Source organism: Microbacterium sp. BWT-B31 (genome assembly GCF_041379855.1).
Taxonomy (GTDB): Bacteria; Actinomycetota; Actinomycetes; order Actinomycetales; family Microbacteriaceae; genus Microbacterium.
On record NZ_JBFECU010000005.1, the window covers coordinates 94336 to 119439 of the forward strand.

Annotated in this window: 23 protein-coding genes; 14 read left to right on the top strand and 9 right to left on the bottom strand. The window is 69.4% G+C overall.

The window, feature by feature from the left end:
- The first annotated feature begins 21 nt into the window (after positions 1-21).
- Genes AB1K54_RS07415 through AB1K54_RS07430 form a run of 4 tightly spaced genes read left to right on the top strand, consistent with a single transcriptional unit; the run spans position 22 to position 3398 of the window.
- A complete protein-coding gene (locus AB1K54_RS07415; RefSeq protein ID WP_371202197.1) occupies positions 22-1278 on the top strand; it encodes an aconitase X in 1257 nt (418 codons plus the stop codon).
- A complete protein-coding gene (locus AB1K54_RS07420; RefSeq protein WP_371202104.1) occupies positions 1275-1682 on the top strand; it encodes an aconitase X swivel domain-containing protein in 408 nt (135 codons plus the stop codon). The genes AB1K54_RS07415 and AB1K54_RS07420 overlap by 4 nt, the downstream gene beginning before the upstream one ends.
- Before the next feature lie 16 nt (positions 1683-1698).
- Positions 1699-2988 (top strand): aconitase X, encoded by a 1290-nt coding sequence (locus tag AB1K54_RS07425; RefSeq protein ID WP_371202105.1) that lies wholly within the window; start codon positions 1699-1701, stop codon positions 2986-2988.
- A complete protein-coding gene (locus AB1K54_RS07430) occupies positions 2985-3398 on the top strand; it encodes an aconitase X swivel domain-containing protein (protein ID WP_371202106.1) in 414 nt (137 codons plus the stop codon). Before AB1K54_RS07425 ends, AB1K54_RS07430 begins: the two co-directional genes overlap by 4 nt.
- Positions 3399-3407: 9 nt before the next feature.
- Here AB1K54_RS07430 and AB1K54_RS07435 read toward each other — a convergent pair whose 3' ends face one another.
- The 6 genes from AB1K54_RS07435 to AB1K54_RS07460 all read right to left on the bottom strand — a co-directional run bounded on the left by AB1K54_RS07435 (position 3408) and on the right by AB1K54_RS07460 (position 9376).
- Positions 3408-4292: an IclR family transcriptional regulator gene (locus tag AB1K54_RS07435; protein ID WP_371202107.1), complete on the bottom strand. Its 885-nt coding sequence runs from the start codon at positions 4290-4292 to the stop codon at positions 3408-3410.
- 4 nt (positions 4293-4296) lie between these two features.
- Positions 4297-5091 carry an ABC transporter permease gene (locus AB1K54_RS07440; protein ID WP_371202108.1) on the bottom strand — a complete coding sequence of 265 codons (795 nt, stop codon included), beginning with the start codon at positions 5089-5091 and terminating at the stop codon, positions 4297-4299.
- Position 5092: 1 nt separating this feature from the next.
- Positions 5093-5926 carry an ABC transporter ATP-binding protein gene (locus AB1K54_RS07445; RefSeq protein WP_371202109.1) on the bottom strand — a complete coding sequence of 278 codons (834 nt, stop codon included), beginning with the start codon at positions 5924-5926 and terminating at the stop codon, positions 5093-5095.
- Positions 5927-6013: 87 nt separating this feature from the next.
- Positions 6014-7090: an ABC transporter substrate-binding protein gene (locus AB1K54_RS07450; RefSeq protein ID WP_371202110.1), complete on the bottom strand. Its 1077-nt coding sequence runs from the start codon at positions 7088-7090 to the stop codon at positions 6014-6016.
- Positions 7091-7390: 300 nt separating this feature from the next.
- Positions 7391-8959, bottom strand: a complete 1569-nt coding sequence (locus AB1K54_RS07455) for a molybdopterin-dependent oxidoreductase (RefSeq protein WP_371202111.1) — start codon at positions 8957-8959, stop codon at positions 7391-7393.
- 9 nt (positions 8960-8968) lie between these two features.
- Entirely contained in the window at positions 8969-9376 is a 408-nt protein-coding gene (locus AB1K54_RS07460; protein WP_371202112.1) for a hypothetical protein, read from the bottom strand.
- A 47-nt stretch (positions 9377-9423) separates the two neighbouring features.
- Between AB1K54_RS07460 and AB1K54_RS07465 the strand changes: the two genes are divergently transcribed.
- Genes AB1K54_RS07465 through AB1K54_RS07475 form a run of 3 tightly spaced genes read left to right on the top strand, consistent with a single transcriptional unit; the run spans position 9424 to position 13021 of the window.
- Positions 9424-11253, top strand: coding sequence for a circularly permuted type 2 ATP-grasp protein (locus tag AB1K54_RS07465; RefSeq protein WP_371202113.1), 1830 nt, complete (start codon positions 9424-9426; stop codon positions 11251-11253).
- The gene (locus AB1K54_RS07470) at positions 11247-12179 is read left to right on the top strand and encodes an alpha-E domain-containing protein (protein WP_371202114.1); all 933 of its coding nucleotides are present in this window, start codon (positions 11247-11249) and stop codon (positions 12177-12179) included. The genes AB1K54_RS07465 and AB1K54_RS07470 overlap by 7 nt, the downstream gene beginning before the upstream one ends.
- Positions 12176-13021, top strand: a complete 846-nt coding sequence (locus tag AB1K54_RS07475) for a transglutaminase N-terminal domain-containing protein (protein WP_371202115.1) — start codon at positions 12176-12178, stop codon at positions 13019-13021. The genes AB1K54_RS07470 and AB1K54_RS07475 overlap by 4 nt, the downstream gene beginning before the upstream one ends.
- Positions 13022-13142: 121 nt before the next feature.
- Here AB1K54_RS07475 and AB1K54_RS07480 read toward each other — a convergent pair whose 3' ends face one another.
- From AB1K54_RS07480 to AB1K54_RS07490, 3 genes are all read right to left on the bottom strand, one after another.
- Entirely contained in the window at positions 13143-14624 is a 1482-nt protein-coding gene (locus tag AB1K54_RS07480) for a hypothetical protein (protein WP_371202116.1), read from the bottom strand.
- A 90-nt stretch (positions 14625-14714) separates the two neighbouring features.
- Positions 14715-16064, bottom strand: coding sequence for an ABC transporter substrate-binding protein (locus tag AB1K54_RS07485; RefSeq protein WP_371202117.1), 1350 nt, complete (start codon positions 16062-16064; stop codon positions 14715-14717).
- 186 nt (positions 16065-16250) lie between these two features.
- Entirely contained in the window at positions 16251-17258 is a 1008-nt protein-coding gene (locus AB1K54_RS07490) for a LacI family DNA-binding transcriptional regulator (protein ID WP_371202118.1), read from the bottom strand.
- 150 nt (positions 17259-17408) lie between these two features.
- Between AB1K54_RS07490 and AB1K54_RS07495 the strand changes: the two genes are divergently transcribed.
- From AB1K54_RS07495 to AB1K54_RS07525, 7 genes are read left to right on the top strand one after another with little or no spacing between them, the layout of a single operon-like run.
- Entirely contained in the window at positions 17409-18374 is a 966-nt protein-coding gene (locus AB1K54_RS07495) for a carbohydrate ABC transporter permease (protein WP_371202119.1), read from the top strand.
- Entirely contained in the window at positions 18364-19278 is a 915-nt protein-coding gene (locus tag AB1K54_RS07500; RefSeq protein WP_371202120.1) for a carbohydrate ABC transporter permease, read from the top strand. The genes AB1K54_RS07495 and AB1K54_RS07500 overlap by 11 nt, the downstream gene beginning before the upstream one ends.
- A 50-nt stretch (positions 19279-19328) precedes the next feature.
- Positions 19329-20687 carry a Gfo/Idh/MocA family protein gene (locus AB1K54_RS07505; RefSeq protein WP_371202121.1) on the top strand — a complete coding sequence of 453 codons (1359 nt, stop codon included), beginning with the start codon at positions 19329-19331 and terminating at the stop codon, positions 20685-20687.
- On the top strand, positions 20684-21607 hold the full coding sequence (locus tag AB1K54_RS07510; protein ID WP_371202122.1) for an NAD-dependent epimerase/dehydratase family protein: 924 nt from the start codon (positions 20684-20686) through the stop codon (positions 21605-21607). Before AB1K54_RS07505 ends, AB1K54_RS07510 begins: the two co-directional genes overlap by 4 nt.
- On the top strand, positions 21600-22514 hold the full coding sequence (locus AB1K54_RS07515) for a 5-dehydro-4-deoxyglucarate dehydratase (protein ID WP_371202123.1): 915 nt from the start codon (positions 21600-21602) through the stop codon (positions 22512-22514). Before AB1K54_RS07510 ends, AB1K54_RS07515 begins: the two co-directional genes overlap by 8 nt.
- Positions 22511-23587 (top strand): mandelate racemase/muconate lactonizing enzyme family protein, encoded by a 1077-nt coding sequence (locus AB1K54_RS07520; protein WP_371202124.1) that lies wholly within the window; start codon positions 22511-22513, stop codon positions 23585-23587. The genes AB1K54_RS07515 and AB1K54_RS07520 overlap by 4 nt, the downstream gene beginning before the upstream one ends.
- A gap of 28 nt (positions 23588-23615) precedes the next feature.
- Positions 23616-25058 carry an aldehyde dehydrogenase (NADP(+)) gene (locus AB1K54_RS07525; RefSeq protein WP_371202125.1) on the top strand — a complete coding sequence of 481 codons (1443 nt, stop codon included), beginning with the start codon at positions 23616-23618 and terminating at the stop codon, positions 25056-25058.
- Positions 25059-25104: the final 46 nt, after the last annotated feature.

Sequence of the window (25104 nt, forward strand, 5' to 3'; positions counted from 1 at the left end):
CTGACCGATGCAGAGAAGGCGATGGCGGACGGGGCATCCGGTGACGCGGTCGCTGCCGCGATGGATCTTCTGATCCGCTATGGGAACATCCTGGGCGCCGAGCGTCTTGTCGAGACCAACAACGTGTGCGGAGCGAGCATCTACGGCCCGCGCCACTCGAAGGTGCTCGGCACGGGAGATCCCGTCGCCCTGTTCAGCGAGTGGTCGCTGGATTCGAAGAAGAAGGTTCAGCAGATCTCACCCGTCGTCTCGCACGCGTGCCAACTCATCGGCCCCCGCGATCCGCTCAACTGGGAGTTGCAAGGGCTGGACGCGGCGACGAACGAGGAGATCGTCAAGTCCGAGCAGTACCTCGCCTCCATTGGCGTCTCGATCCTCTCCACCTGCACCCCGTATCAGGTGGGCAATGTGCCCAGTCGCGGGGAGCATTGCGCGTGGATGGAGTCGTCGGCCGTGCCGTACATCAACTCCCTCCTCGGTGCGCGCACAAACACCGAGGGCCGGGAGTCGACCGCAGCAGCCATGCTCACCGGCCGCATCCCGTACTGGGGGCTGCACCTGGACGAGAACCGACATGCCACCTACCTGGTCCGCACCGACGTCGATGTCCGCACGATGCACGAATGGTCTGCCTTCGGCTACTGGATGGGCTGGCACCTTCGCGATGTGATCCCCGTCATCGAGGGCATCCCGGGAGGAGTGGACCCCATCGCGCTGAAGCAGTTCGGCGCATCGATGAATTCTTCGGGCGATGTCGAGCTCTACCACATGCCCGGCACGACGGCCGAGGCTGCGAGCGTGGAACAAGCGTTGAACGGGAAGGCGCCGGAGCAGATCATCACCTTCACGCAGAAGGACATGGACGCGGTCGACGAGCATCTCAACGCTGGCGCGACCGGCGACGACATCGACTTCGTGATGATCGGATGCCCGCACGCGAACCTCGACCAGGTGCGTGAGGTCGCGCGGTTGCTGGAGGGTCGGAGGATCATGGATGGCGTCGTGTTCTGGATCTTCACCCCGTCCGCGTTGCGTGAGGTGGCGCGTCGGAACGGGTGGCTCGACATCATCGAGCGCGCGGGTGGCAAGGTCATGGCCGACACGTGCCCCGCCATCGGTCAATTCGTGCCAAAGGGCGCGAAGCGATTCGCGACCGACTCGGCCAAGCAGGTCCATTATCTGCCGCAGATCATGAACGTCGAGGGACGGTACGGCGATACCGCGGCCTGCATCGAGGCGGCGCTGACCGGTCGAATGCCGGAACGGAGTGCACGATGAGCCGCTCGTTCGAAGGGCGTTGCCTCGTCGACGGCGAGGCAGAGGCGGAGATTCTCTATTGCACCGACAAGATTCCCGGCTGGGGCGGTATCAGCTATGCCACGGGTGAGATCATCGAGGTCGGTCATCCTCAGTTCGGCCAGTCCATCGCCGGAAAGATTCTGGTGATCCCGGGGGCGAAAGGCGCCTCCGGGTGGTCGGGCCAGTTCCACATTGCGCGCGTGAACGGCGTCGGACCCGCGGCTGTGGTGACCCGCACCCTCAACACGAAGCTGGCTCTCGGCATCGCGGTCGCTGAGGCGCCCGCGTTGATCGACCTGCCCGAGGAGGCATACGCACTTATGCAGACCGGCAGGCGGGCCCGGATCTGCGGATCCACGCTGACATTCCTCGACGAAGATTAGAGCGAGGAGCGGACAGATGAAACTCACCGAGGCCCAGCGCGCCATGGCGGCCGGCGACGAGGGCGCCGCCATCGCGGCAGCCATGGCGGTCCTCATCGAGTATGGCCAGATCATGGGTGCCGACAGCCTGATCCCGATAACGAGCGCGGCCGGGGCGAACATCTTCGGCAAGCGTCACTTCGATCCCCTGGGCACCGATGACCCCGGTCGGCTGTTCAGCGAGTTCTCGCTCAACAGCGACCAGGCGGTGGATGCGCCGCCCGTGAGGGTGCCGTCCTGCCAGCTGATAGGGCCGATGGACCGGATCAACGGTGGAACCGTGCAAGGCCTGACGGCGACGCAGGTCGGCACCACCAGGAATAGTCAAGAGTATCTGGAAGGCCTCGGCGTCAGCCTTCTGTCGACCTGCACGCCGTACCAGGTCGGCTTTCTGCCCGAGAGCGGCGATCACGTCGCGTGGATGGAGTCGTCGGCGGTCATCTTCATCAACTCGGTCATCGGCGCTCGGACGAACACCGAAGGTCGTGAGTCGGCTGCAGCATCGATGCTGACCGGACTTACGCCCAACGCCGGCCTCCACCTCGACGAGAACCGCAAGGCCACGGTCCATGTCCGTGTCGAGACGGACATCCCCGATACGTTCAGCTGGAATGCCCTCGGGTACTGGCTCGGTGGAGTCGTCGGCGATCGCGTGCCCGTCCTGGAGGGGATTCGCTCGACGCCGGACCTGGTTCAGCTGAAACAGTTCGGCGCGGCGGCCGCATCGTCCGGCGATGTAGAGCTCTACCACATCCCCGGGGTCACCGCCGAGTGCCAGAACGTCGAGCAGGTGCTCGTCCCGGACGCCGAGGTGATCGTGTTCGGCGATGCCGAGATGCGGCAGGCGATCACGAAACTCAACGTGACGCGAACAGGTGACGACATCGACTTCATCATGCTCGGCTGTCCCCACGCCGCGTACGAACAGATCGAGACGGTCGCGGAACTGCTCGCGGGCAAGCGGATCGCCGAGAACGTCGCCCTCTGGCTGTTCACGCCGAGTCTGTTGCGCGAGAAAGCGCGCGAATCCGGTCTTCTCGAGACTATCGAGGCATCGGGGGCGAAGGTGATGAGCGATACGTGCCCGGCCATAGCGCAGTTCCTCCCACCGGGAACGAGACGATTCGCAACCGACTCCGCCAAGCAAGCCCACTATCTTCCGGCGATCATGCGGGTGGAAGGCGCCTTTGGCACGACTGCAGACTGCGTGACGGCCGCTATCACAGGCATGATGCCGTCCCTTAGCCGGACAGAGGAGTTCGCGTGAGCATTGAGACCACGCTCACCGGCCGGACGCTCGTCGCCGGATCGGCATCGGGACCCGCGCTGGTCTGCACCGCGGAGATCTCAGGCTGGGGCGGCGTCGACCCGGGCTCCGGAACGATCGTCGAGTCGACGCACCCCCAGCGGGGGGAGTCCTTCGCCGGCAGGATCCTCGTCATTCCTGGCGCGAAGGGGTCCTCGGGGTGGTCGGGTCAGTTCCACCTCTGCCGCACAATGGGTACGGCGCCGGCCGCCATCGTGACGAGCAAGGTGAACTCGAAGCTTGCCGTGGGGCTGGTTGCCCTTCACGTGCCGGCGATCCTCGTCGACGATCTCGACGCTTTCGATGCGGATACCGAGCTTGACATCACCCTCCCGGGCGATGGCACCGCCGTGATCCGCAAGAAGTCCTGAAGCGCAGCGTCAGGAGGCTGCCGCAGCGGCTGCCGGTGCGGCAGCGGATGCCGTCGCGATCGCTCGCGAGATCGACGCCGCGGACAGGCGGACGATGTGCGCGGCGCTGCGGTCGTTGTAGTCGCTCGGGCGTGCGTTGATGCTGATTGCCGCGATGACGGTCCCGTCGGGGCCGCTGATCGGCGCGGCGATGGATCGGACGTTCGGATTCATGGTGCGGTCCTGGATGGCTACATTCGTCCGACGGACCTCCGCGAGCTTGCGACGCAGCTCGCCCGGGTCGGTGACCGTGTTGTCAGTGTAGGCAGCCAAGCCCTCGGCGAAGATGTCCTCGATGACATCCTCCGGAGCATTGGCCAGAAGCACGAGGCCCACCGCGGTGGCGTGCAACGGATACCGCCCCCCTACGCGCGTGCGCATGTGCCCTTGGTCGGGGTTGTGGAGACGGTCGATGAAGACGCACTCATTCTCGTCGCGGACGGCGAGGTGGATGCTGCAGTTGGTGACCGAGTAGAGGTCGTGGATGAAGGGACGGGAGATGTGCTCCAAGCGCGTCGCCCGCGGGGCGAGAGACGCGATCTCCCACAGACGGAGGCCGATGCAGTAGAGGCCTTCTTCGTCTCGCTCGAGCGCACCCCACGCGGTGAGCTTCCCGACGATGCGGAAGGTGGTGGCGACGTTCAGGTCTGCCCGACGCGCGATCTCGGAGAGCGTCTGGCGGACGCGACGCTCCCGGAAGGTGCCGATCACACGCAACGTGCGTTCGACGAGTGAGCGGGCTCCGTTTTCCTCGGGGTGTGAAGTGACCGCTGCCGTCAGACTTCGTATCGTCGCCATTTCCACACCCCGCTCCGGGACTCTCATCTCACTCGTCGAACGCGCGCTCAGCGGCATCCGATCACACGCCCTGGACCTGCTGGCCGTAGACCGACTCGTGCCACGGGATGACGAATCGCTTGGAGCCGCTCACGAGGAAGTAGAGGACGAGACCGAGGATGGACAGGAACACGATGATGGCGAACATCCCCGCCGCGTCGCCGCCGTTCAACGACGAGATCAGCATGAAGCCGAGCCCCGTCGTGCCGGACATGTACTCCGCAACGATGGCGCCGATCGTCGCAAGCACGATCGCGACCTCCATACCCGCGAACAGGTAGGGCATGAGGCTGCGCACCTCCATCTGGGTGAACGTCTGCCAGCGGCTCGCGCCCAGGCTCTTGAGCACCTCGCGATGCCCCTGCTCCACCGAGCGGACGCCGAGGAGCACGTTCATCATGACGGGGAAGAAGGCGAGGATGAAGGCGAGGACGATCTTCGAGTTCATCCCGAAGCCGAACCACATCACGAACAGCGGGATGAACGCGACCTTCGGGACAACCTGCGTCACGATGATGAATGGTCGCAGGCTCACCTCCAGCCAGAACATCTTGCCGAGCACGACGCCGAGGATGACACCCACCACGACGGCGATCAGGAAGCCGACGACGGTCTCGAGGGCCGTGTAGCCGGCGTTCACCCAGAGTTCGGATGTGCCCAGCAGCCGCAGCATCGACTCCCCGACCGCGCCGGGCGACGGGAAGACGAGCGCGTTGACGTTGAACGCGGTGACGATGACCTGCCACACCGCGATGATGACGATCAGCAGGATCGGGGTGGTGACCCAAGGCAGGATCTTGGTGGTCTTGGCGTTCAACTCAGTTCTCCTCGTCGAGATCGTGGCGGAGTCTGCGGACGATGTCGTTGAACTCGGTACTCGTCTGGATGTCGATGTCGCGGCCCTTGTCAAACGGGATCGGCAGGATCTGTCGGATCCGTCCGGGGCGCGGGGTGAGGTGGACGACGCGGTCAGCGAGGAAGACGGCTTCGGGGATGTCATGGGTGACGAACACTGTCGTCGCGTTCGTCTCCATGACGATGCGCTGCAGCTCGAGGTTCATCTTCTCTCGCGTGAGGGCATCGAGCGCGCCGAAGGGCTCGTCCATAAGCAGGAGGTTGGGGTTGACGCTGAGGGCGCGGGCGATCGAGGCACGCTGACGCATGCCACCGGAGAGCTCGCGCGGGTACGCGCTCGTGAAGCCGCCGAGGCCCACGAGGTCGGCGTACTCCTGCGCCTTCTTGCGGCGCGCCGCCTTGCCGACACCGCGTAGCTTCAGCGGAAGGGCGATGTTGTCCAGGATCGAGAACCACGGGAAGAGGTTGGCTTCCTGGAACACGAACCCCAGCCCTTCGATGACGGACTTGTCGACCTGGGGGCCATGCCACAACTGCTCGCCGTTCACGCGGATCTGGCCAGCTGTCGGGGCGAGCAGTCCGCCGATCATTCGCAGGAGCGTGGTCTTGCCGCATCCGGATCGACCGATCAGGGCGACGAACTCGCCCTGCTGGATCTGCAGATCGATCCCTGACACGGCGTGGACGACATCGCCGCGTCGGTGGAAATCACGGCCGACGCCGTCGATCGCCAACCGCGGAGTTGTGGACGCATCGGGGGAGTCCAACAGCGCGGACCGGGTCGCAGGTTCTGGCATCGCGGATCTGTTCACTTTCATAGAAGGGGGAGTGAGGATGCCGGGCGGGGGCGCTCACGCGCACCCCGCCCGGAGGGCGGGTGGTTTCTACGGGAGGTAGTCGTTCGTGACCCACTCTGCGGGGTCGCCGTCGCCGGCCTTCAGCAGGTTGTTGCTCTTGAGCTCCCCGTACGCCGACACGAAGCGGTCCGTCTCGTTCTCGAGCGAGGGGTACTCGCCGTCGATCGTCCAGCGGGCGCGCAGCTGGTCGATGGACTGCTTCGCCACCTCGGCGTCGTCCAACGACGGAAAGCTGTAGCCGGACTGGAGGGACGCGACCGAGTCGTCCAGGGTCTCGTCGTCCAGCAACGCCTGCTTGGCTTCGGTCGTGGCCGCGAGGAAGCGCTTGATGACTTCGGCGTTCTTCTCCAGGCTGTCCTTGGTGGCGACGTAGACCTGGGAGTCTGCCTGCACCTTCGAGGTCAGACCGCTCGCGATGACCGCCTCGTCGCCGAACTGCTTGGCGACGATCGTAGCGATGTCGATGCCCACCATGTAGGCGGCGATGCGACCGTTCTGGACGTTGGCGAAGTCGGCGGGGCCGGAGCCGACGACGGTCATGCCGACCTCGCCCTTGCCGGGGCTGTCGATCTGCTTAAGGTCCAGGCCCACGTCCTTGAGCGCGAGACGAAGCGTCTTCTCGCTCGTGCCGCCGATGGAGCTCAGGCCGATGACCTTGCCCTCCAGGTCGTCCAGGGTCGTGATTGGATCCTTCTTGTCGGACACGATCTGGAACGCGCCGCCGCGCTCGATCGTGCCGACCTGGACGAGAGGCTGTCCTTCGTCTGCGGCGGTGAGGGCGTCGATCATGCCGACCTTCGTCACCGGCGTCTGACCGCCGATGAGCGCAGGAATAGCGGCCCCTGCACCTTTGACGACTTGGAATTCCACATCGAGGCCATGCTTAGTGAAGTAGCCGCCGGTGTCGGCGAGCATCTCGATGGACGTCGAGAGGGTCGTCATCGGGAGATAGCTGATGTACGTCATCTTGAGGACGTCCTCGCCACCGCCGCCGGCGCTTGCGCTGGCATCCCCGCCTGCACAACCGGCGAGCGCCAGCGCGCTCACAGTGATCGCCGCCGCAATGGCGCCGATTCGGGCGGTGAGCCGTCGCGGACGGGTCATGTCTGTCACCTTCATAGAGACTCCCTTGTCATCTCGCCGGGCTGTGCCCGCGAGGTGTTAGTGCATGGTGGGTGCTGTGGTTGCTGTGGCGAGCGGTAAGCCGACCGCACCGTCGCGACCATGCAGATGAGTAAATCGCCGAGAGCCGCAAGGCGCGTGGACATTATCACCCAGTGAAATGTGTTCTCTCTGCGATCGCATTCAGGCGGGCAGGGCGCGATCTGCGAGTCGCTCGTCCTCCGTTGCGGAGGACGCTCCGCCACCCCGCGGTCGGCCGGTGACGGACACTCGTGGCGCCCTCTACTCGAACACCTCGATGTAGCGCTCGTGCCAGCCCGTCGCGCCGTCGGGCGCCGGGTTGGCATGCTCGGAGGTCTGCACCTCGCCGGTCGCGCTCGTCGCGCGGCAGCGGATGAGGTGCGCACCGACCTCGGCCCGCCACGGGAGGCTCCACTGCACCCACGTGTCGTCAGAGATCGCCGTCGCGAGGGTCGCCTCGTGCCACTCGCCTTCGTCGATCTGCACCTCGACGCCCGAGACGCCCACGTGCTGCTGCCACGCGACGCCCGCGATCACGGTGTCGCCGGCCTTCAGCCCCTGGGCCCTGCGCGGCACGTCGATGCGAGACTGCAGCTTGATCGGGCCCTTCTCGGACCATCCGCGATCGGTCCAGTACGCGCGCGCCCGGTCGAACCTGGTCACTTCGAGCTCAGTCACCCACTTGGTCGCCGACACGTACCCGTACAGCCCCGGCACGACCATCCGCACCGGGAACCCGTGCTCGACCGGCAGCGGCTCGCCGTTCATGCCGACGGCGAGAATCGCGTCGCGGTCGTCGGTGAGCACGTCCAGGGGAGTGGATGCCGTGAACCCGTCGATCGACCGTGACAGCACCATGTCCGCATCCGGGTCGGGCACGGCCCGCGCGAGCACCTCGCGGATCGGGTACCCGAGCCATCTCGCGTTGCCGATGAGCGTGCCGCCGACCTCGTTCGACACGCACGCGAGGGTCGTCACGCTCTCTTCGAGCGGCAGGGCGAGCAGTTCATCCCACGTGATGACGACTTCGCGATCGACCATGCCGATTACGCGCAGGCTCCAGTCCGCCGGGTCGATTTGGGGCACGACCAAGGCGGTGTCGATCCGGTAGAACGAAGCGTTCGGGGTGATCACCCGCGCAAGCCCCGGGATGCCGAGCTCCGCGCTCGCCGGAATCGTCGGCGCTGCAGCCGCCGGCGCGGGCAGCCGCAGCGTGTCGCGCACGGCCGTCACGGCCCGCCCGCCGGCGCGCGCCAGGTTCGACGCCACGAGCGCGAGGAGCCCCGCCGCCGCGACCCCGCCGGTCCACGCGAAGAATCCGCGCCGGTCGACGGGCGCGGATGCCTCGGCCGCGGTCACGTATTCGGCGACGGGCCCGCCGGCCTCGGCGCGCCGGAGCACGTGGATGAGCAGGCGCACCGCCGTCGCGCCGGCGATGCCTGCCACGGCGGACGGCACGAACGCAAGCGGTCCCGCCCCGGCGCGGAACATCGCGATCACCGCGCCGGCGGCTCCGCACGCGCCGAGCACGACCACGCCCCACGAAGGCCGCCTCGCCTCGAGCACGCCCGCGCCGGCTGCGACCACGAGCAGCACGATCGCGATGCCGGTGAGCAGCGCAGCTTTGTCGCCCGTGCCGAACAGGCTGATCGCGGCATCCTTCGCCCACGTGGGCGCGGCATCGATCAGCGCCCCGCCGATCACAGCGAAAGGGCTCGACTCGGGGGCGACGAGGGCGGCGGTCAGTTCTCCGAGGCCTGCGGCGAGCAGGGCGGATGCCACACCCGCCGCCGCAGCGACGAACCACCGGCCCCGCAGCGCTCCACCCACGAGGAGAGCCTATGTCGTCGGGAGGAGGGTGGGGCGGTTCACAGACCGAAATGCCGGGTCTGCCCACCCCCTGACGATCACGGCGCGGCCGGTGATCTCGCCGTGTGCGAGCGCCTGGTACGCCGAATCCACCACGTCGATCCGGTACTCGCCGGTGACGACCCCGGCCGCATCGAACGATCCCTCGGCGGCGCGCGTGCGCGCGCCGAAGGAGCCCCCTCCCGGTTGTGTCCCGGCATGACGAAACCCGCCCACGACGGCGTCGCCGAGGCTCAGCCCGAAGGTGTCGGGGGTGCCTCGCCGAACGAGACGATCGTGCCGCTGATCTCGTGAGGTGACGAGGTGCTCACCCGGGGCGATTCCAGACAGTGACAGAGCGGATGCCTCGCCGCGGCCCGGCTCGGCCGGGTGCGGCATCCGGCGTCGTTAACAAGCGCGCAACAGCGCAAGGCTAGGCTCTATCCGTGGGAGATCTCTTCGATGGTTACGGCTCGACGCTGACGCCGCGCAAGACGGCTTCCGGCGCGGCTCCCTTCGACGAGATGTTCGCCGCTCCGGCACATGCGGGCCAGCCCGCCGAGTCGCGCGACGCATATCGCGAGCTGTACCGCGCGCTCGCCCAGATGACGCAGGAAGAGCTGCGCGGGCGGGCCGACTCGCTCGCGAGCTCTTACCTGGCGCAGGGCGTCACCTTCGACTTCGCCGGCGAGGAACGCCCGTTCCCGCTCGACGCTGTGCCGCGCGTCATCGCGTTCGACGAGTGGTCGCGCATCGAGTCCGGCGTGCAGCAGAGGGTGAAGGCTCTCGAGGCGTTCCTCGACGACGCGTACGGGCACCAGCACTGCGTGCGCGACAGCGTGCTGCCGGCGCAGCTGATCGCGTCGTCGCAGTACTACTACCGGCAGGCCGCGGGCATCCGCAGCGCGAACGGCGTGCGCATCCAGGTCGCCGGCATCGACCTCATCCGCGACGAGCACGGCGAGATGCGCGTGCTCGAAGACAACGTGCGCGTTCCGTCGGGCGTGAGCTACGTCATCTCGAACCGGCGAGTGATGGCTCAGACGCTGCCAGAGCTGTTCGTCTCGATGCACGTGCGTCCGGTCGGCGACTACCCGAACAAGCTGCTCGCGGCGCTGCGCGCATCGGCGCCGCCCGGCGTCGAAGACCCCAACGTCGTCGTGCTCACCCCCGGCGTCTACAACTCGGCGTACTTCGAGCACACTCTGCTGGCCCGGCTCATGGGCGTCGAACTCGTCGAGGGGCGCGACCTGCTGTGCGTCGGCGGCAAGGTGTTCATGCGCACCACGCGCGGTCCCAAGCGCGTCGACGTGATCTACCGCCGCGTCGACGACGACTTCCTCGATCCGCTGCAGTTCCGCGCCGATTCGATGCTCGGCGCACCCGGGCTGATGCTCGCCGCGCGCCTGGGCAACGTCACGATCGCCAACGCGGTCGGCAACGGCGTGGCCGATGACAAGCTTCTCTACACGTACGTGCCCGACCTGATCCGGTACTACCTCGCCGAAGAGCCCATCCTCAAGAACGTCGACACGTGGCGGCTCGAAGAGCCCGAGGCTCTCGAAGAGGTGCTCGACCGCCTGGACGAGCTCGTGGTCAAGCCCGTGGACGGCTCGGGCGGCAAAGGACTGGTCGTGGGGCCGGATGCCTCGCCCGCCGAGCTCGCGAAGCTCAAAGAGCGCCTGGTCGCCGACCCCCGCGGCTGGATCGCGCAGCCCGTCGTGATGCTGTCGACGATCCCGACGCTCGTCGAAGACGGCATGCGCCCCCGCCACGCCGACCTGCGCCCCTTCGCGGTGAACGACGGCGACGAGGTGTGGGTGCTCCCCGGCGGGCTCACGCGCGTCGCCCTGCCCGAGGGGCAGCTCGTGGTGAACTCGAGCCAGGGCGGCGGATCGAAAGACACCTGGGTCGTCGGCGGTACCGCGCCCGCTCGCCGCGACTACCCCTCGGCCACCGGAACGGTCCCCGTGCCCGAGCCCGACGAAGAGCCGGTCTCTGCGGCGGTCGTCTACGAGGGGCAGCACGAGCCGCTGCACTCGCCTCAAGACCGCCCGCGCTCGCGCGTCGAGCAGCAGGAGCAGCAGCAACAGCAGGCGCAGGTTGCGGCATCCGTTCCACGATCCGCCGCGTGTCGTCTTTCAGCCGCGGCGTGTTCCGATTCTTCGGCGGGGTCTGCCCCGCGAAGCGGCGAAGTGGGACACGCAACCCGGGTCGGGCGCGGCGCGAACGGCGACCAGCGCGTGACGGGCGAGGGGGGTGCGTCGGGATGCTGAGCCGCATCGCAGAGAGCTTGTTCTGGATCGGGCGGTACATCGAGCGCTCCGACGGCACTGCGCGCATCCTCGACGTGCACCTGCAGCTGCTTCTCGAAGACCCGTGGATCGATGAGGATGTCGCGTGCCGCTCGCTGCTGAGCGTCATGGGATCCCTCTCCCCACAGGGCGTCGCCCATGTGCGCCGCAACGACGTGCTGCAGCACCTCGCCGTCGACCGCGTGAACCCGGCGAGCATCGCCTACTCGCTCAACGCGGCGCGAGAGAACGCGCGCCGCGCCCGCGAGATCGTGTCGACCGAGCTGTGGGAGACCCTGAACACCACGAACTCGCGGATGCCGCGGCGCCTGCAGTCCGAGAAGGTGCACGAGTTCTTCCAGTGGGTGCGCGAGCGCGCCGCCCTCGCGGTGGGCATCGTCGACTCCTCGACCAGCCGCGACGAGTCGTGGCAGTTCTTCACCCTCGGTCGCAGCATCGAACGCGCCGACATGACCGCGCGGCTGCTTGCGACGAGATCGCTGACCGAGGCATCCGGCCCTTCGTGGACCACGATCCTGCGATCGTGCGGCGCGTACGAGGCGTACCTGCGCACCTACCGCGGCATGCCGAGCGCGCGCAACGCGGCCGAGTTCCTGCTGCTGGACCGCCTCTTCCCGAGGTCGATCATCTACTCGATCGCCCGCGCCGAGGAGTGCATGAGCGCGATCGACCCGCGCGCGGACCGCGTCGGGCACTCGAACAACGTGCTGCGTGCGCTCGGGCAGATCCGCAACGACCTCGAATACCGGCCGATCGGCGAGATCCTCAGCGAGATCCCGCATCACATGGAGCGCGTGCAGACCGTGACGCGCGAGGCGTCCGAGGCGATCCGGCACCGCTTCTTCCCGACGCACGCCGAGCCGAGCTGGATCGGAGAGACCTCGTGAAACGCCTGCGCATCGAGCACCAGACCGGGTTCACGTATCGCGGCGACGTGGGCGCGTCGTACAACGAGGCGCGCATGCTGCCCGGGTCGACCGACAGCCAGTTCGTGCTGAGCTCGGCGCTCGACATCGAGCCGCAGGCATCCGTCAACCAGTACGTCGACTACTTCGGCACGCGCGTCGCCGCCTTCGATGTGCTGTCGGCGCACACATCGCTTACGATCACCGCGCGCTCGCTCGTCGAGGTGCGTCCGCGGCCCATCGACCACATCGATCTGACCTGGCACGAGCTGACGGATGCCGCGTCCCGGTCGATCGAGACCGTCGAGCAGCTCGCCCAGACCGCCCGCACCCGCCCGCACCCCGAGGTCGCGCAGCTCGCCCGCTCGATCGCGGCCGAGCACGACCACCCCGGCCACGCCGCCCACGCGATCGCGGTCGCCGTCGGCGACGCCGTGGAGTACATGCACGGCATCACCGGGGTGCACTCCACCGCTCACGAGGCGTGGGAGGTGCGCAAGGGCGTCTGCCAGGACATCGCGCACATCACCCTCGGGGCCCTGCGCGAGGTGGGCATCCCGGCGCGGTACGTGTCGGGCTACCTGCATCCGAAGGCTGACGCCGAGGTGGGCGTGCCCGTGCCGGGCGAGTCGCACGCGTGGGTCGAGTGGTTCGCCGGGGACTGGCAGGGCTTCGACCCCACCAACAGCATCGAGGTCGGCGATCGCCACGTGCTCATCGGCCGCGGCCGAGACTACAACGACGTGCCGCCGCTGCGCGGCGTGTACGCCGGTCCGCACAAGTCGCACCTGCACGTGACGGTCACGATCACGCGCGAAGCGTGAGCGTTGAGAGCGATCGGCGGATCGGTTTCTGAGCAGCCGCGCAGCGGCGATCGAAGGACGGTCGCCCGCGAGGCGTGAGGCTCGAGCCTGATCGGCGGCGAAAGCGCGCCCTGCGAGAGACTCAGAACCGTGGTGCGATGCTCGCGAGCGTCGCGCGGGCGAGGACTTCTCCGGCCGATGACAGGGTCGCGCGCTCGCCGTGGGTGAGTTCGAGCGTCCGCTCCCCGTCGATCGACAGGGCCGCGCCGTGGTCGTCTGCGGCGAGCTCCCACACCGCGCCGCCGACGACCCGCCGGTAGCCGACCGCCGACGCGGCCGCACCGTGCCCGAGCCGCGTCGGCGCGAGCGCCGTCACGTGCACCGTGCCGTCGGGCAGGGGGAGGACGCCGAACCAGCGCTCGACGGCATCGAGGAGCCACAGCAGCGATGGGGAGTACGCCTGCGTGAACCCCGCTTCGCCCGACCACGGATCGAGTGTCTGCGGAAACCTGTCGGCGATCGCGAGCGCGGTCAGCACGCCCTGCGACGCCAGCGCGAGCTCGCCCGCGCGGCCGTGGTGCTCGAACGCGGCCGGTGCGCGCAGCTGCGCGAGGAAATTGACCGGTCCGCCCCACGAGTTGCGGGTGAAGTCACGATCGAACCGCGGATCGTCCATCGCGAGCGATGTGAACCCGTGCGGCGAGAGGAACCGGCGCGTGTGAAAGAGGTGCCGCTCGAGCATCCGCGCGAAGAACGCGTCGTCGCCGACCTCGCACGCCAGCACGCGCAGCAGCACGTCCGACGGCACGCGCACGAGTGCGCCGTTGCGGTCCCGGTCGTAGAACATCTCGTCGTCCGCATCCCAGCACTGCTCCCACAGTGCGGCCAGCGATGCTTCGGCGCGGGCGCGCCAGGGCGCGCCATCGTGCCCCAGCTCTTGCGCGATCAGCGCGAGGTGCGCGCGCTGGCACGCCACGTTCGCGGTGAGGTCGGGCGCGACGTACGGCAGGAGCGGCGCATCGGGATGGGGGAGGGATGCCTCGTCGTGCAAGCACCTGTCGGGGGCGAACCAGAAGCGCGCAGACGCGTCGTGCCCCGTGTCGAACGCGCAGAACGCCTCGACACCGCCGGTGCCGCGCGTGTCGCGGTACCTCGCGAGCCACCCGTCCATGCGGCTCATCGCCGCGTACATCGTCTCGAGGTACGCGCGGTCGGTGCGTCCGGTCTGGAGGTAGTGGTTCCACACTCCACGAGCGAGGGGCGTGACGATCTGGATCTGGCTGAACGCGGGACCGGAGTCGATGACCTTGTAGGGGATGAGCCCGTCCGTGCGCTGTTCGGCGGCGAAACGCAGGTGGGTCGCGCGCGTCACGTCGGGGGCGAAGCGGCCGAGCACCTCGGCGTTGATCGTTCCGGTCGACTCGATCCACGCGCCGTCGTACGCGCCGCCTTCGATGAGGATCGGATCGGACGCCGGGTCGCCGACCGGACGGATGCAGGTCGCGAGCTCGTCCGTCGCCTGGCGCCACCGCGCCTCGAGCGGCCCGTCCGCCGCGACGAACGCCACGCCGAAGGCATCCGGTGCCGCCCGCAGGCGGCTCAGCACGTCGTCGAACGGGGTCACAACGGCATCCTCTCGTGTATGCGCCCGACGGCGGTGCGGGCGGCCCCGAGTCTCGGGACCGCCCGCACGCGGTGCGTCGTCAGGTCGCGCTCAGCGCGCGGCCTCGATGTCGGCCGTGAGCGAGTCGACCCACTTCTGGCCGGCATCCTTGGCCGACAGGCGGCCGAAGAGCACCTCGGCCTCGTAGGTCTGCGAGTAGCTGTTCATGTTGGCGCCGCCGTTGGGCTGCGGCGGGGCGACCTCTCCGGATTCGAGCGTCTTGGCGACGTACTCCGCGGCGACCGCGGCGCCGCCTTCGAGGAGCGGGACGACCGCGTCGGCGGTGTCCTGACGGAAGGGCACGCCGCGCGTGTCCTTGATGAGGTCCGCCGCAGCGGGGCTCAGGAACCAGTCCATGAGCAGCGCGGCCGCCTCGGGGTGCTCCGTCGCGGCGTTGATCGACCAGAACGCCGAGGGCAGCAGCGCCACGCCGGTCTTGTCGGTGTCGGTCGGCGGCAGCAGGATCTTCGTCGCGCCGTCGAGGCCGTAGGGGCCGTTCACGAGGTTCGAGTAGCCGAACGTGATGCCGGCCTGACCGAGTGCGTACGGCTGCTGGTCGCTGGGCAGGTTCCAGTTGGTGGAGACGACCGACGGGTCGGGCAGTCCGCCGCCCGCGAGCAGGTCCTCCTCGATCCCGTAGAAGCTCGAGATGACCTCGGGCTCGACTGCGACGTCGCCGTCCCAGTCATACATGCCGAACTCGGTCTCCTGGCCGGTGTAGGTGCCGATGATGTCCTGCACGCGCAGGTCGATGCCCATGATCGGGGCGCCCGTGTCGGTGGTCAGACCCGCCGAGCCGATCGCGTTGGCCGCCTTGACGAGGTCGTCCCACGTCCATCCGTCGTCGGGGACCTCGACACCGGCCTTCTCGAAGATCTCGGTGTTGACGAACGCGGCGGTCGCGTTGCCGCCCGTGGGCAGGCCGTACAGCTTCTCGTCGACGATCGCGTTGGTGAGCGAGAAGTCGGGGTAGGCGTCGGAGTGTGCGATCTCGGACACCTGGTCGTCGGCGTCCAGCTGCAGCAGCAGGCCGTTCGAGCCGTACTCCTGCGGCTTGGCGCCGCCGAGCGCGAACACGTCGGGGGCCGTCGTCGCGCCGCCGCCGAAGTCGGTTGCGAGACGGTTGAACAGGTCGTCGGGGGCTCCGTAGGAGTTGCCCGTGACCGTGATCTCGGGATACTCCTCTTCGAATGCGTCGATGACCTGCTGGAAGAGCGCCTGGCGCTCCTCGTTGCCCCACCAGGCGATCTCGAGCTCGACCTCTTCGGCGTGCGGGTCCCAGGCCTCGGCGACATGGTCTTCTTCGGGGGTGCCACCGGCGCATCCCGAGAGGGCGAGCGCCCCGACGAGAAGGGCGCCGAGCGTCGCCTTCCCCGCGATGGAACGTGCTGAACGCGTCATTGCGACTCTTTTCGTGAGTAGTGCGAGTCGCCGGCAGTGGCGACCCCGGGGGTGGTTGCAGATAGGTTTCCTGGATCTGCGGGCTCGTGAGCTCGATTTCGTGAAACCGCTATCACGGAACAGTATGCACCGCGTCCGGCGGATGTCAATCGGAGTGAGATCGATTTGTTATCGACGCCGACATTTTCAGCTCGACCGGGGCGGCGCCGTCGAGCCGCGCACCTCGACGCGCGGCTGGAAGATCATGTCATACCCCGGCGGCTCGTCGCGCAGCAGCGCCGCCATGCGCCGCCAGGCCTCGACCCCCAGCTCGACATGGGGCACCGAGGCGGTCGTGAGGGGCGGCGACGAGAACTGGGCGAACGGGATGTCGTCCATCCCGGTGACCGATATGTCGCGCGGCACCGAGACCCCGCGCTGCGACAGCGCGTGCATGAGCCCGATCGCGACGAGGTCGTTCATCGCGATGGCCGCGGTGGCGCGGGTGCGGAGCACGTGGGGGGCGGCGGCGATGCCGTCGGCGGACGAGACGCCGCCGTCGACGCGGTCGATCCGCACGTCGCGATGCGCGGCCGCGAACGCGTCCAGTCCCTTCACCCGGAAGCGGTTGGACACGCTGCGCTCGGTTCCGGCGACGTACACGAGGTGTCGATGGCCGAGGTCGTAGAGGTGCTGGGCGATCCGCTGGATGCCGGACTCGTAGTCGATCGCGAGGGCCGGCGCCGACAGCGACAGGTCGGGTCGGTTGATGACGACGAGCGGCTGCAGGCTCTGCACGAGCGGAACCAGGCGCTCGGCAGGCATGCGCGGCGCGCACAGCACGACCGCGTCGGCGCGCCGGCGGATCTCGGCGGCCAGCAGCGGCTCGTCGCTCGGTGACTCCGCCGAGTCGGCCACGAGCACGCGGTAGCCGTCGTGGGCCGCCGTCTTGCTGAGCCCCGACAGCACCGCCTGGAACATGGGGTTGCCGAGGTCGGGCACGACGAAGGCGATGGCGTTGGTCGTGCCGAGCGCGAGCGAACGGCCGAGGTGGCTGGGCGAGTAGCCGAGTTCGTGGGCGGCGGCCGTGACGCGCTCGGCGACCTCGGGTTCGCCGGCGAACCGGTCGTTCATCACGCGCGACACGGTCGCCGGTGAGACGCCCGCGCGCGCGGCGACGTCGGAGATCGTGCTCAGACCGGTTCGTCGTGCCACGTGCAGCCCTTTCTGCGGTGTGGATTCCCGGCATCGGCGGGTACCCGGATGTCTGTTTCGCAACTTCGTGCGCCAATCGACGCTTCTCAGGGTATCTTCGTTCCGGAGAATCCGAGATAGCGGTTTCACGAATCGACGAGGAGGTCGGAGATGAGCAGTCTGGGCGAACTGCGCGACATCGCGCTCAATGCCCGGCGAGGCGGCGCGAAGCCCGACCCGAAGAAGGCCTACCCGGACAACAAGGCGGGGTACCTGTTCCTTCTGCCGTGGTTCGCGGGCCTGCTGCTTCTCGGAGTCGGCCCGATGGCGGCATCCCTGTATCTGTCGCTCACGGACTACAACGTGCTGCACCCGCCGTTTCTCGACCCGCCCCAGTTCGTGTGGTTCGAGAACTACATCGAGATGTTCCAGGACGCCAAGTTCTGGAACGCGTTCCGCGTCACGACGCAGTACGTGCTGGTCTCGGTTCCGCTGCAGCTCGCGTTCGCCCTCGCGCTCGCGCTGCTGCTTGACCGCGGCATGCGCGGCCTGTCGTTCTACCGCTCGGCGTTCTACCTGCCGAGCCTGCTGGGCGGGTCGGTCGCCGTCGCGATCCTGTGGCGCCAGGTGTTCGCGAAGGACGGCATCTTCAACGCGTTCCTCGGCTGGTTCGGGTTCACCGACCTGCCCGGCTGGATCGGGCATCCCGACTACGCGCTGTGGACGATCATCGTGCTGCACATCTGGACCTTCGGGTCTCCGATGGTGATCTTCCTCGCGGGGCTGCGCCAGATCCCCGACATGTACTACGAGGCCGCCGAGATGGACGGCGCGGGAAGGGTGCGCCGGTTCGTCTCGATCACGATCCCGCTGCTCACCCCGATCATCTTCTTCAATCTCGTGCTGCAGATCATCTTCTCCTTCCAGACGTTCACGCAGGCCTACGTCGTTTCGGGCGGCACCGGCGGCCCCGCGGACTCGACGATGTTCTACACGCTGTTCCTGTACCGGACGGGCTGGATCAACTACGACATGGGCACCGCGAGCGCGATGGCGTGGTTCCTGCTCATCGTGATCGGCGTGTTCACGGCTTTCAATTTCTGGTTCTCGAAGTTCTGGGTGTTCTATGACGACTGAAACCGCGGCCGCTCCCGCCACAGAGCTCATCACGACCGGCAAATCGCTGGGGCGCCGCCGCCGCCGGCGCGGCACGCGCGCGACGGTGACGTCGATCGTCAAGCACATCGCGCTCGTGGCGGTGTCGCTGGTCATGCTGTATCCGCTGATCTGGCTGGTCGTGTCCAGCCTCAAGCCCAACGACGAGATCTTCCGCGACCTCAGCATCTTCACGACCGACCTGACGCTCGACAACTACGTCAGCGGATGGAACGATCTGCAGGCGCCCTTCGGCCTGTACCTCGGCAACTCGATGATCATCTCGGTCGGGGCGATCATCGGGAACCTGATCTCGTGCTCCCTGGCCGCGTACGCGTTCGCGCGGCTGCGCTTCCGCGGGCGAAACCTGTACTTCGCGATCATGCTCATCGGCATCATGCTGCCGTTCCAGGTCGTGCTGATCCCGCAGTTCGTGATCTTCCAGCAGCTGGGCTGGCTCAACACGTTCCTGCCGCTCATCGTGCCGAAGTTCCTCGCGACGGACGCGTTCTTCATCTTCCTGATGGTGCAGTTCATCCGCGCGCTGCCGAACGAGATCTTCGAGGCGGCCAAGATCGACGGCGCGGGCCACCTGCGCATGTTCGCCCAGATCACGCTGCCGCTCATGATCCCGGCCCTCGTGACGACGGCGATCTTCACGTTCATCTGGACGTGGGGCGACTTCTTCGGCCCGCTCATCTACCTGCGGGAGCCCGGCATGTTCCCCGCGCAGGTGGCGCTCAAGGGCTTCATTGACGCGCAGGAGGCCTCGAACTTCGGGGCGATGTTCGCGATGTCGGTCGTGTCGCTGCTGCCCCTGTTCATCGTGTTCCTCATCGGCCAGCGCTTCTTGCTGCGCGGCTTCGCCACGACGGGGATCAAATGATGCCGGATGCCGCCCCCCGCACCCGCACGACTTCACGACGAGAGACGACCATGACCACCCGCATCCGCTACGCCCTCGTCGGCACGGGCTCGCGCGCGCAGATGTACATCGACGCGATCACCGCAGCGCACTCCGACGTGGCCGAACTCGTCGCGTGGGGCGACACGAACCCCGGCCGCCTGGACTGGTACGAGAAGCGCGTGACGGCGGCCGGCGCCCCGGCACCCGCCCGCTTCGCGCCGGAGGCGCTGGGCACGGCGGTGATCGAGCACGGCATCGACCGCGTCATCGTGACCTCGCCCGATGTCACGCACGCCGATCTGGTCGTGGCCGCCCTCGAGGCCGGGGCCGACGCGATCGTCGAGAAGCCGCTCACGACGAGCGAGGCCGGGGTGCGGCGCATCGCCGAGGCGGCCGAGCGCACCGGCCGGTCGGTGACCGTGACGTTCAACTACCGCTACTCGCCGCGCAACAGCGCCCTGAAGGAGGTCATCGCGTCGGGTGCGATCGGCCGGGTGACCTCGGTGCACTTCGAGTGGGTGCTCGACACCGCGCACGGCGCGGACTACTTCCGGCGCTGGCACCGCGACAAGGCGAACTCCGGGGGCCTGCTCATCCACAAGGCGAGCCACCACTTCGACCTCGTCAACTGGTGGATCGCGGATGCCCCCGCCCGCGTGTTCGCGAGCGGCGGTCTGCGCTTCTACGGCGCCGACAACGCCGCCGCGCGGGGGCTGGGCGCCCGCCCGGACCGCGGGTCGAGCGATTCGCCGCTGCGGGACGCGTTCAGCCTCGACCTGCGCGAGGACCCCACCCTCAAGGGGCTGTACTTCGACCAGGAGGCGCACGACGGCTACCTGCGCGACCGCGACGTGTTCGATCCGGGCATCACGATCGAAGACAACCTGTCGCTGGTCGTGGACTACGCGGGCGGCGCGTCGATGTCGTACTCGCTCAACGCGCACTCGCCGTGGGAGGGCTACACGGTCGCCGTCAACGGCACCGCGGGCCGCGCGGAGCTGACCGTCGTCGAGCGCGGGGCGGTGCTGCTCGACGCCGACGGGAGAGTCGTCGTCGACCCGAGCGCCCGCCCTGATGCGGTCGCGCACGAGGACGCGCGTCCGGTCTCGGAACGGCTCGTGGTGCAGCGGCACTTCGCGCCGGCCGAGCAGGTCGCGATCCCCGAGGCCGCGGGCGGCCACGGCGGCGGCGACGCGGTGCTGCTGCGCGAGGTGTTCGTCGGGCGTGCGCACGATCCGCTGGGCCGCGCGGCGTCGTGGCTCGACGGCGTGCGGTCGATGGCGGTGGGGCTCGCGGGCAACCGCTCACTCGAGACCGGCCAGGCCGTGCGCACGGCTGACCTCGACCTGGGCCCCGCGGCCGTCGCACTCGAGGGCGGCGCGCGATGAGCCGCGTGCTGGTCACCGGCGGCGCGGGCCGCCTGGGCCGCAGCGTCGTGACGGTGCTCGCCGAGGCCGGGCACGAGGTCGTGTCGGTCGATCGCGTCGAGGCGCCGGGGCTTCCTGCCGTGCAGGTCGTGCACGAGTTGACCGATGCCGCGGCCGCGGCCTCCCTCTTCGCCGAGCATCGGCCCGACGCGATCGTGCACCTGGCCGGTATCCCGGCGCCCTTCAGCGCGCCCGATGAAGAGACCTTCCGCACGAACACGTCGCTGGCGGTCGCGGTGATCGCCGGCGCGCGCGAGGCGGGGATCGGCGCCGTGCTCATCTCGAGCAGCCCCACGGTCATCGGCTACGGCGCGCCCGCGGGCTGGAGGCCGTCGGCGCTGCCGATCGACGAGACCCACCCCCTCGCCCCGTGGACCGCGTACGCGGCGGCGAAGGTCGCGATCGAGGAACTCGTCCAGGCCGAGGTGCGCGCGGGCGCGCCGCTGCGGCTGGGGCTCTTCCGCCCGTGCTACGTCGTGTCACCCGAGGAGTGGCACGGCGCGCCGACCCAGCAGGGCCACACGATCGCCGATCGCCTCGACGACCCCGCGCTGGCGGCCGTGTCGCTGTTCAACTACGTCGACGCGCGCGACGCGGGCGAGTTCGTCCTCGCGTGGCTCGCGCGGCCCGACGCCGCCCCGAACGGATCGGTGTTCTTCGTGGCCGCGCAGGACTCGCTCGTACGGGAGCCCGTCGGCGAGGCGCTCGCGCGCTGGGTGCCCGAGACGGGGGGGTTTGCGGCATCGCTCGGCCCTGGGGAGGCCGTGTTCTCGAGCGCGAAGGCCGAGCGGCTGCTCGGGTGGCGCGCGCGCCGCTCGTGGCGCACCGAGCTCGTGGCAGGCACCAAGCCCGCCCCCATGGGAGGACCGACGCATGCCTGAACCGACCTTCGCCGACGGAGTGCTGTTCTTTCCGGTGACGCCGTTCGATGCGCGCGACCGGCCCGACCTGGACGTGCTCGCGACCCACGTCTCGGGCGGGGTCGCCGCGGGAGCGGCGGGCGTGTTCGCGGCGTGCGGCACGGGCGAATACCACTCCCTGTCGGTGGGGGAGTTCGGCGAGGTCGTGGCGACGTCGGTCGGCGGCGTCGGCGGACGCGTGCCGGTCTTCGCGGGTGCGGGCGGGCCCCTCGGGCACGCGCGCGAGACGGCGCGTGCGGCACAGGATGCCGGGGCCGACGGTCTGCTCGTCATGCCGCCGTATCTCGTGCAGGGGCCCCAGCACGGACTCGTGGCCTACATCGAGGCCGTGGCGGCGGCGACAGAGCTGCCGCTCGTGGTCTACCACCGCGGCAACATGCAGCTGTCCGAGGCGACCGTCGACCGGGTCGTGACCCTGCCGTCGGTCGTGGGCATCAAGGACGGCGTGGGCGACGTCGCGCTCATGCAGCGCTTCGTGCTCGCGGCATCCCGTGCCGGTCGCGACCTGCAGTTCTTCAACGGCCTGCTGACCGCCGAGCTCAGCCAGGCGGCGTACCGCGCGATCGGCGTTCCGCTGTATTCGTCGGCCGTGTTCGCGATGGCGCCCGAGATCGCGACGGCGTTCTTCGCGGCGTACCGCGACGAAGACGAGGGCCGTCAGCGCGTGCTGCTCGACGAGTTCTACGTGCCGCTCGTGCGGCTGCGCGACGAGACGCCCGGCTTCGCCGTGTCGCTCATCAAGGCCGGGCTGCGGCTGTCGGGGCTGGCGGTCGGGTCGGTGCGCCCGCCGCTGGTCGACCCGACGCCCGAGCAGGAGGCGCGGCTGCAGGCACTCCTCGAGCGCGGGCGGGAGCTCGTCGCGCGATGATCGCGCCGACGGATGCCCCGGCGATCGCGAGTGTCGAGACGCGGCCCATCACGATCCCGCTGTCGCGACCGTGGGGGCCTGACGTCACGGACGTGCGGGTCATCGAGGTCACCGTGACCGATGCCGACGGCGCCGTCGGTCACGGCTTCTCGTGGACCCCGTCGATCGGCGGCACGGCGGTGCAGGCCCTGATCGACACGGATCTCGCGCCGTTCGCGCTCGGCCGCCCCGCCGCCCCGGCGTGGTGGGACGACGCGTGGCGCCATCTGCATGAGGCAGGGGCCGGCGGCGTCACGACGATCGCGCTCGCGGGCCTCGACCTCGCGCTGTGGGACCTCGTCGCGCGGCGCGCGGGTGGCGGCATCCCTTCTCTGCTCGGCCGCCGCCACGAGTCGCTTGCCGCCTACGGCAGCGGCGTCAATCTGCACTACCCGCTCGACGACCTCGTCGCCCAGGCGCGCCGCTGGGTCGACGCCGGCTTCGGCGGCGTGAAGGTGAAGGTCGGCAAGCCCGACCTCGCGGAGGACGTCGACCGCATCGCCGCCGTACGCGACGTGATCGGACCGGACCGCGACCTCATGGTCGACGCGAACCAGCGCTGGAGACTCGACCGCGCGGTCGCAGCCGCCGACGCGTTCGCTCCGCTGCGGATCGCGTGGCTCGAGGAGCCGCTGCGCGCCGACGACCTCGCGGGGCACATCGCGCTGCGGCGGGAGACGGGCGTGCGCATCGCCGTCGGCGAGAACCTGCACACGGAATACCGCTTCCGCGAGTTCCTCGACGCAGACGCCGCGCAGGTGCTGCAGCCGAACATCGTGCGCGTGGGCGGGATCACGCCCGCACTGCGGATCGCGCGGGCGGTGCAGGAGGGCGGGGCCGAGCTCGCGTTCCACCTCCTTCCCGAACTGTCCGCTCCGCTCGCGCTCTGCCTCGACACCGCGACCCGCATCGAGGTCGTCGAGGACGCCCTGTTCGCCGACCTCGACGCTCTCGCCGAGCCGACCGGGCTCGTCGTGGGCGACGGACGCATCGCCGGCGGGACCGCGCCGGGCGTCGGCATCCGCTTCCGCTGATTCACGACCCGCCCCCAAGGAGGACCGCATGACCGACTCGACCCCCGCCGAGCTCGACCGCCTCGCCACCGCCGCCGCGGCGGCGTTCGCCGCGACCGCCGCATCGACGGATGCCGAGCGCGCCGCGTGGCTGCGCGCCGTCGCCACCGAGCTCGATGCGCACGCCCACGAGCTCGTCGCGATCGCCGATGGCGAGACCGCGCTCGGCGAGACGCGCCTGCGCGGCGAGGTGGCCCGCACGACGGGGCAGCTGCGCCTGTTCGCCGATGTCGTCGAGGAGGGCTCGTACCTCGAGGCGGTCATCGATCACGCGGTGCCGGATGCCGCGCCCCCGCGTCCGGACCTGCGCCGGATGCTGCGCCCCGTCGGCCCTGTGGCGGTGTTCGCGGCATCGAACTTCCCGTTCGCGTTCTCGGTCGCCGGCGGCGACACGGCCTCGGCGCTCGCGGTCGGCTGCCCCGTGATCGTCAAGGCGCACCCGGGGCACCCCGAACTGTCGCGGCGCGTGGCGTCGCTCGTGTCACAGGCACTCGCGGGGGCGGGCGCGCCCGACGGCGTGTTCGCGCTCGTCGAAGGTCGCGAGGCGGGCGTCGCGCTCATCGAGCACCCTGCGATCGCGGCGGGCTCGTTCACCGGGTCGGTCGCAGGCGGGCGCGCGCTCGCCGACCGTGCCGCCGCGCGCCCCTCGCCGATCCCGTTCTTCGGCGAGCTCGGATCGATCAACCCGGTCGTGGTGACCGAAGCGGCCGATGCCGCGCGCGGCGCCGCGCTCGCGCAGGGCCTTGCGGGGTCGTTCCAGCTCGGCGCGGGGCAGTTCTGCACCAAGCCGGGGATCGTGTTCGTACCCGACGGCTCCGCGCTCGAGTCCGCGCTGCCCGCCCATGTCGGCTCCGCGCCGCATCGCCTGCTGACCGACGCGATCGACCGCGGCTTCCGCGCCGGACTCGCGCATCTCGCCGCGGTGCCCGGTGCCGAGGTCGTCGCGGGACGCGCCGCGGATGACGGCATCCCTCAGCCCCTCGTCTACGCGGTCGATCTCGACACGTTCGCGACGCACCTCGAGACCTTGTCGGCGGAGGTCTTCGGGCCGGTGACGCTCCTGGTGCGGTACGGGTCGGCGGCCGACCTGCCCGCGGTGCTCGCGCGGCTCGAGGGCAGCCTCACCGCGACGATCCACGCCGAGGACGCCGACGACGTCACGCCCGTGCTCGACGTGCTCGCCGCGCGCGCGGGCCGCGTGCTGTTCGCCGGGTGGCCGACGGGCGTCGCCGTCACGTGGTCGCAGCACCACGGGGGTCCGTGGCCCTCCACGACCTCGCAGCACACGTCGGTCGGAGCCACCGCGGCCCGGCGCTTCCAGCGGCCCATCGCCTACCAGGACGCCCCCGAGCGCGTGCTTCCCGCGGCGCTGCGCGAGGGCAACCCGCTGAGCATTCCGCGGCGCGTCGACGGGGCGCTGCGGCTGCCGTAGCAGGCCGGGGCCGGCCGGCGGGGCTGTGCCGGCTGGCCGGCGGCCG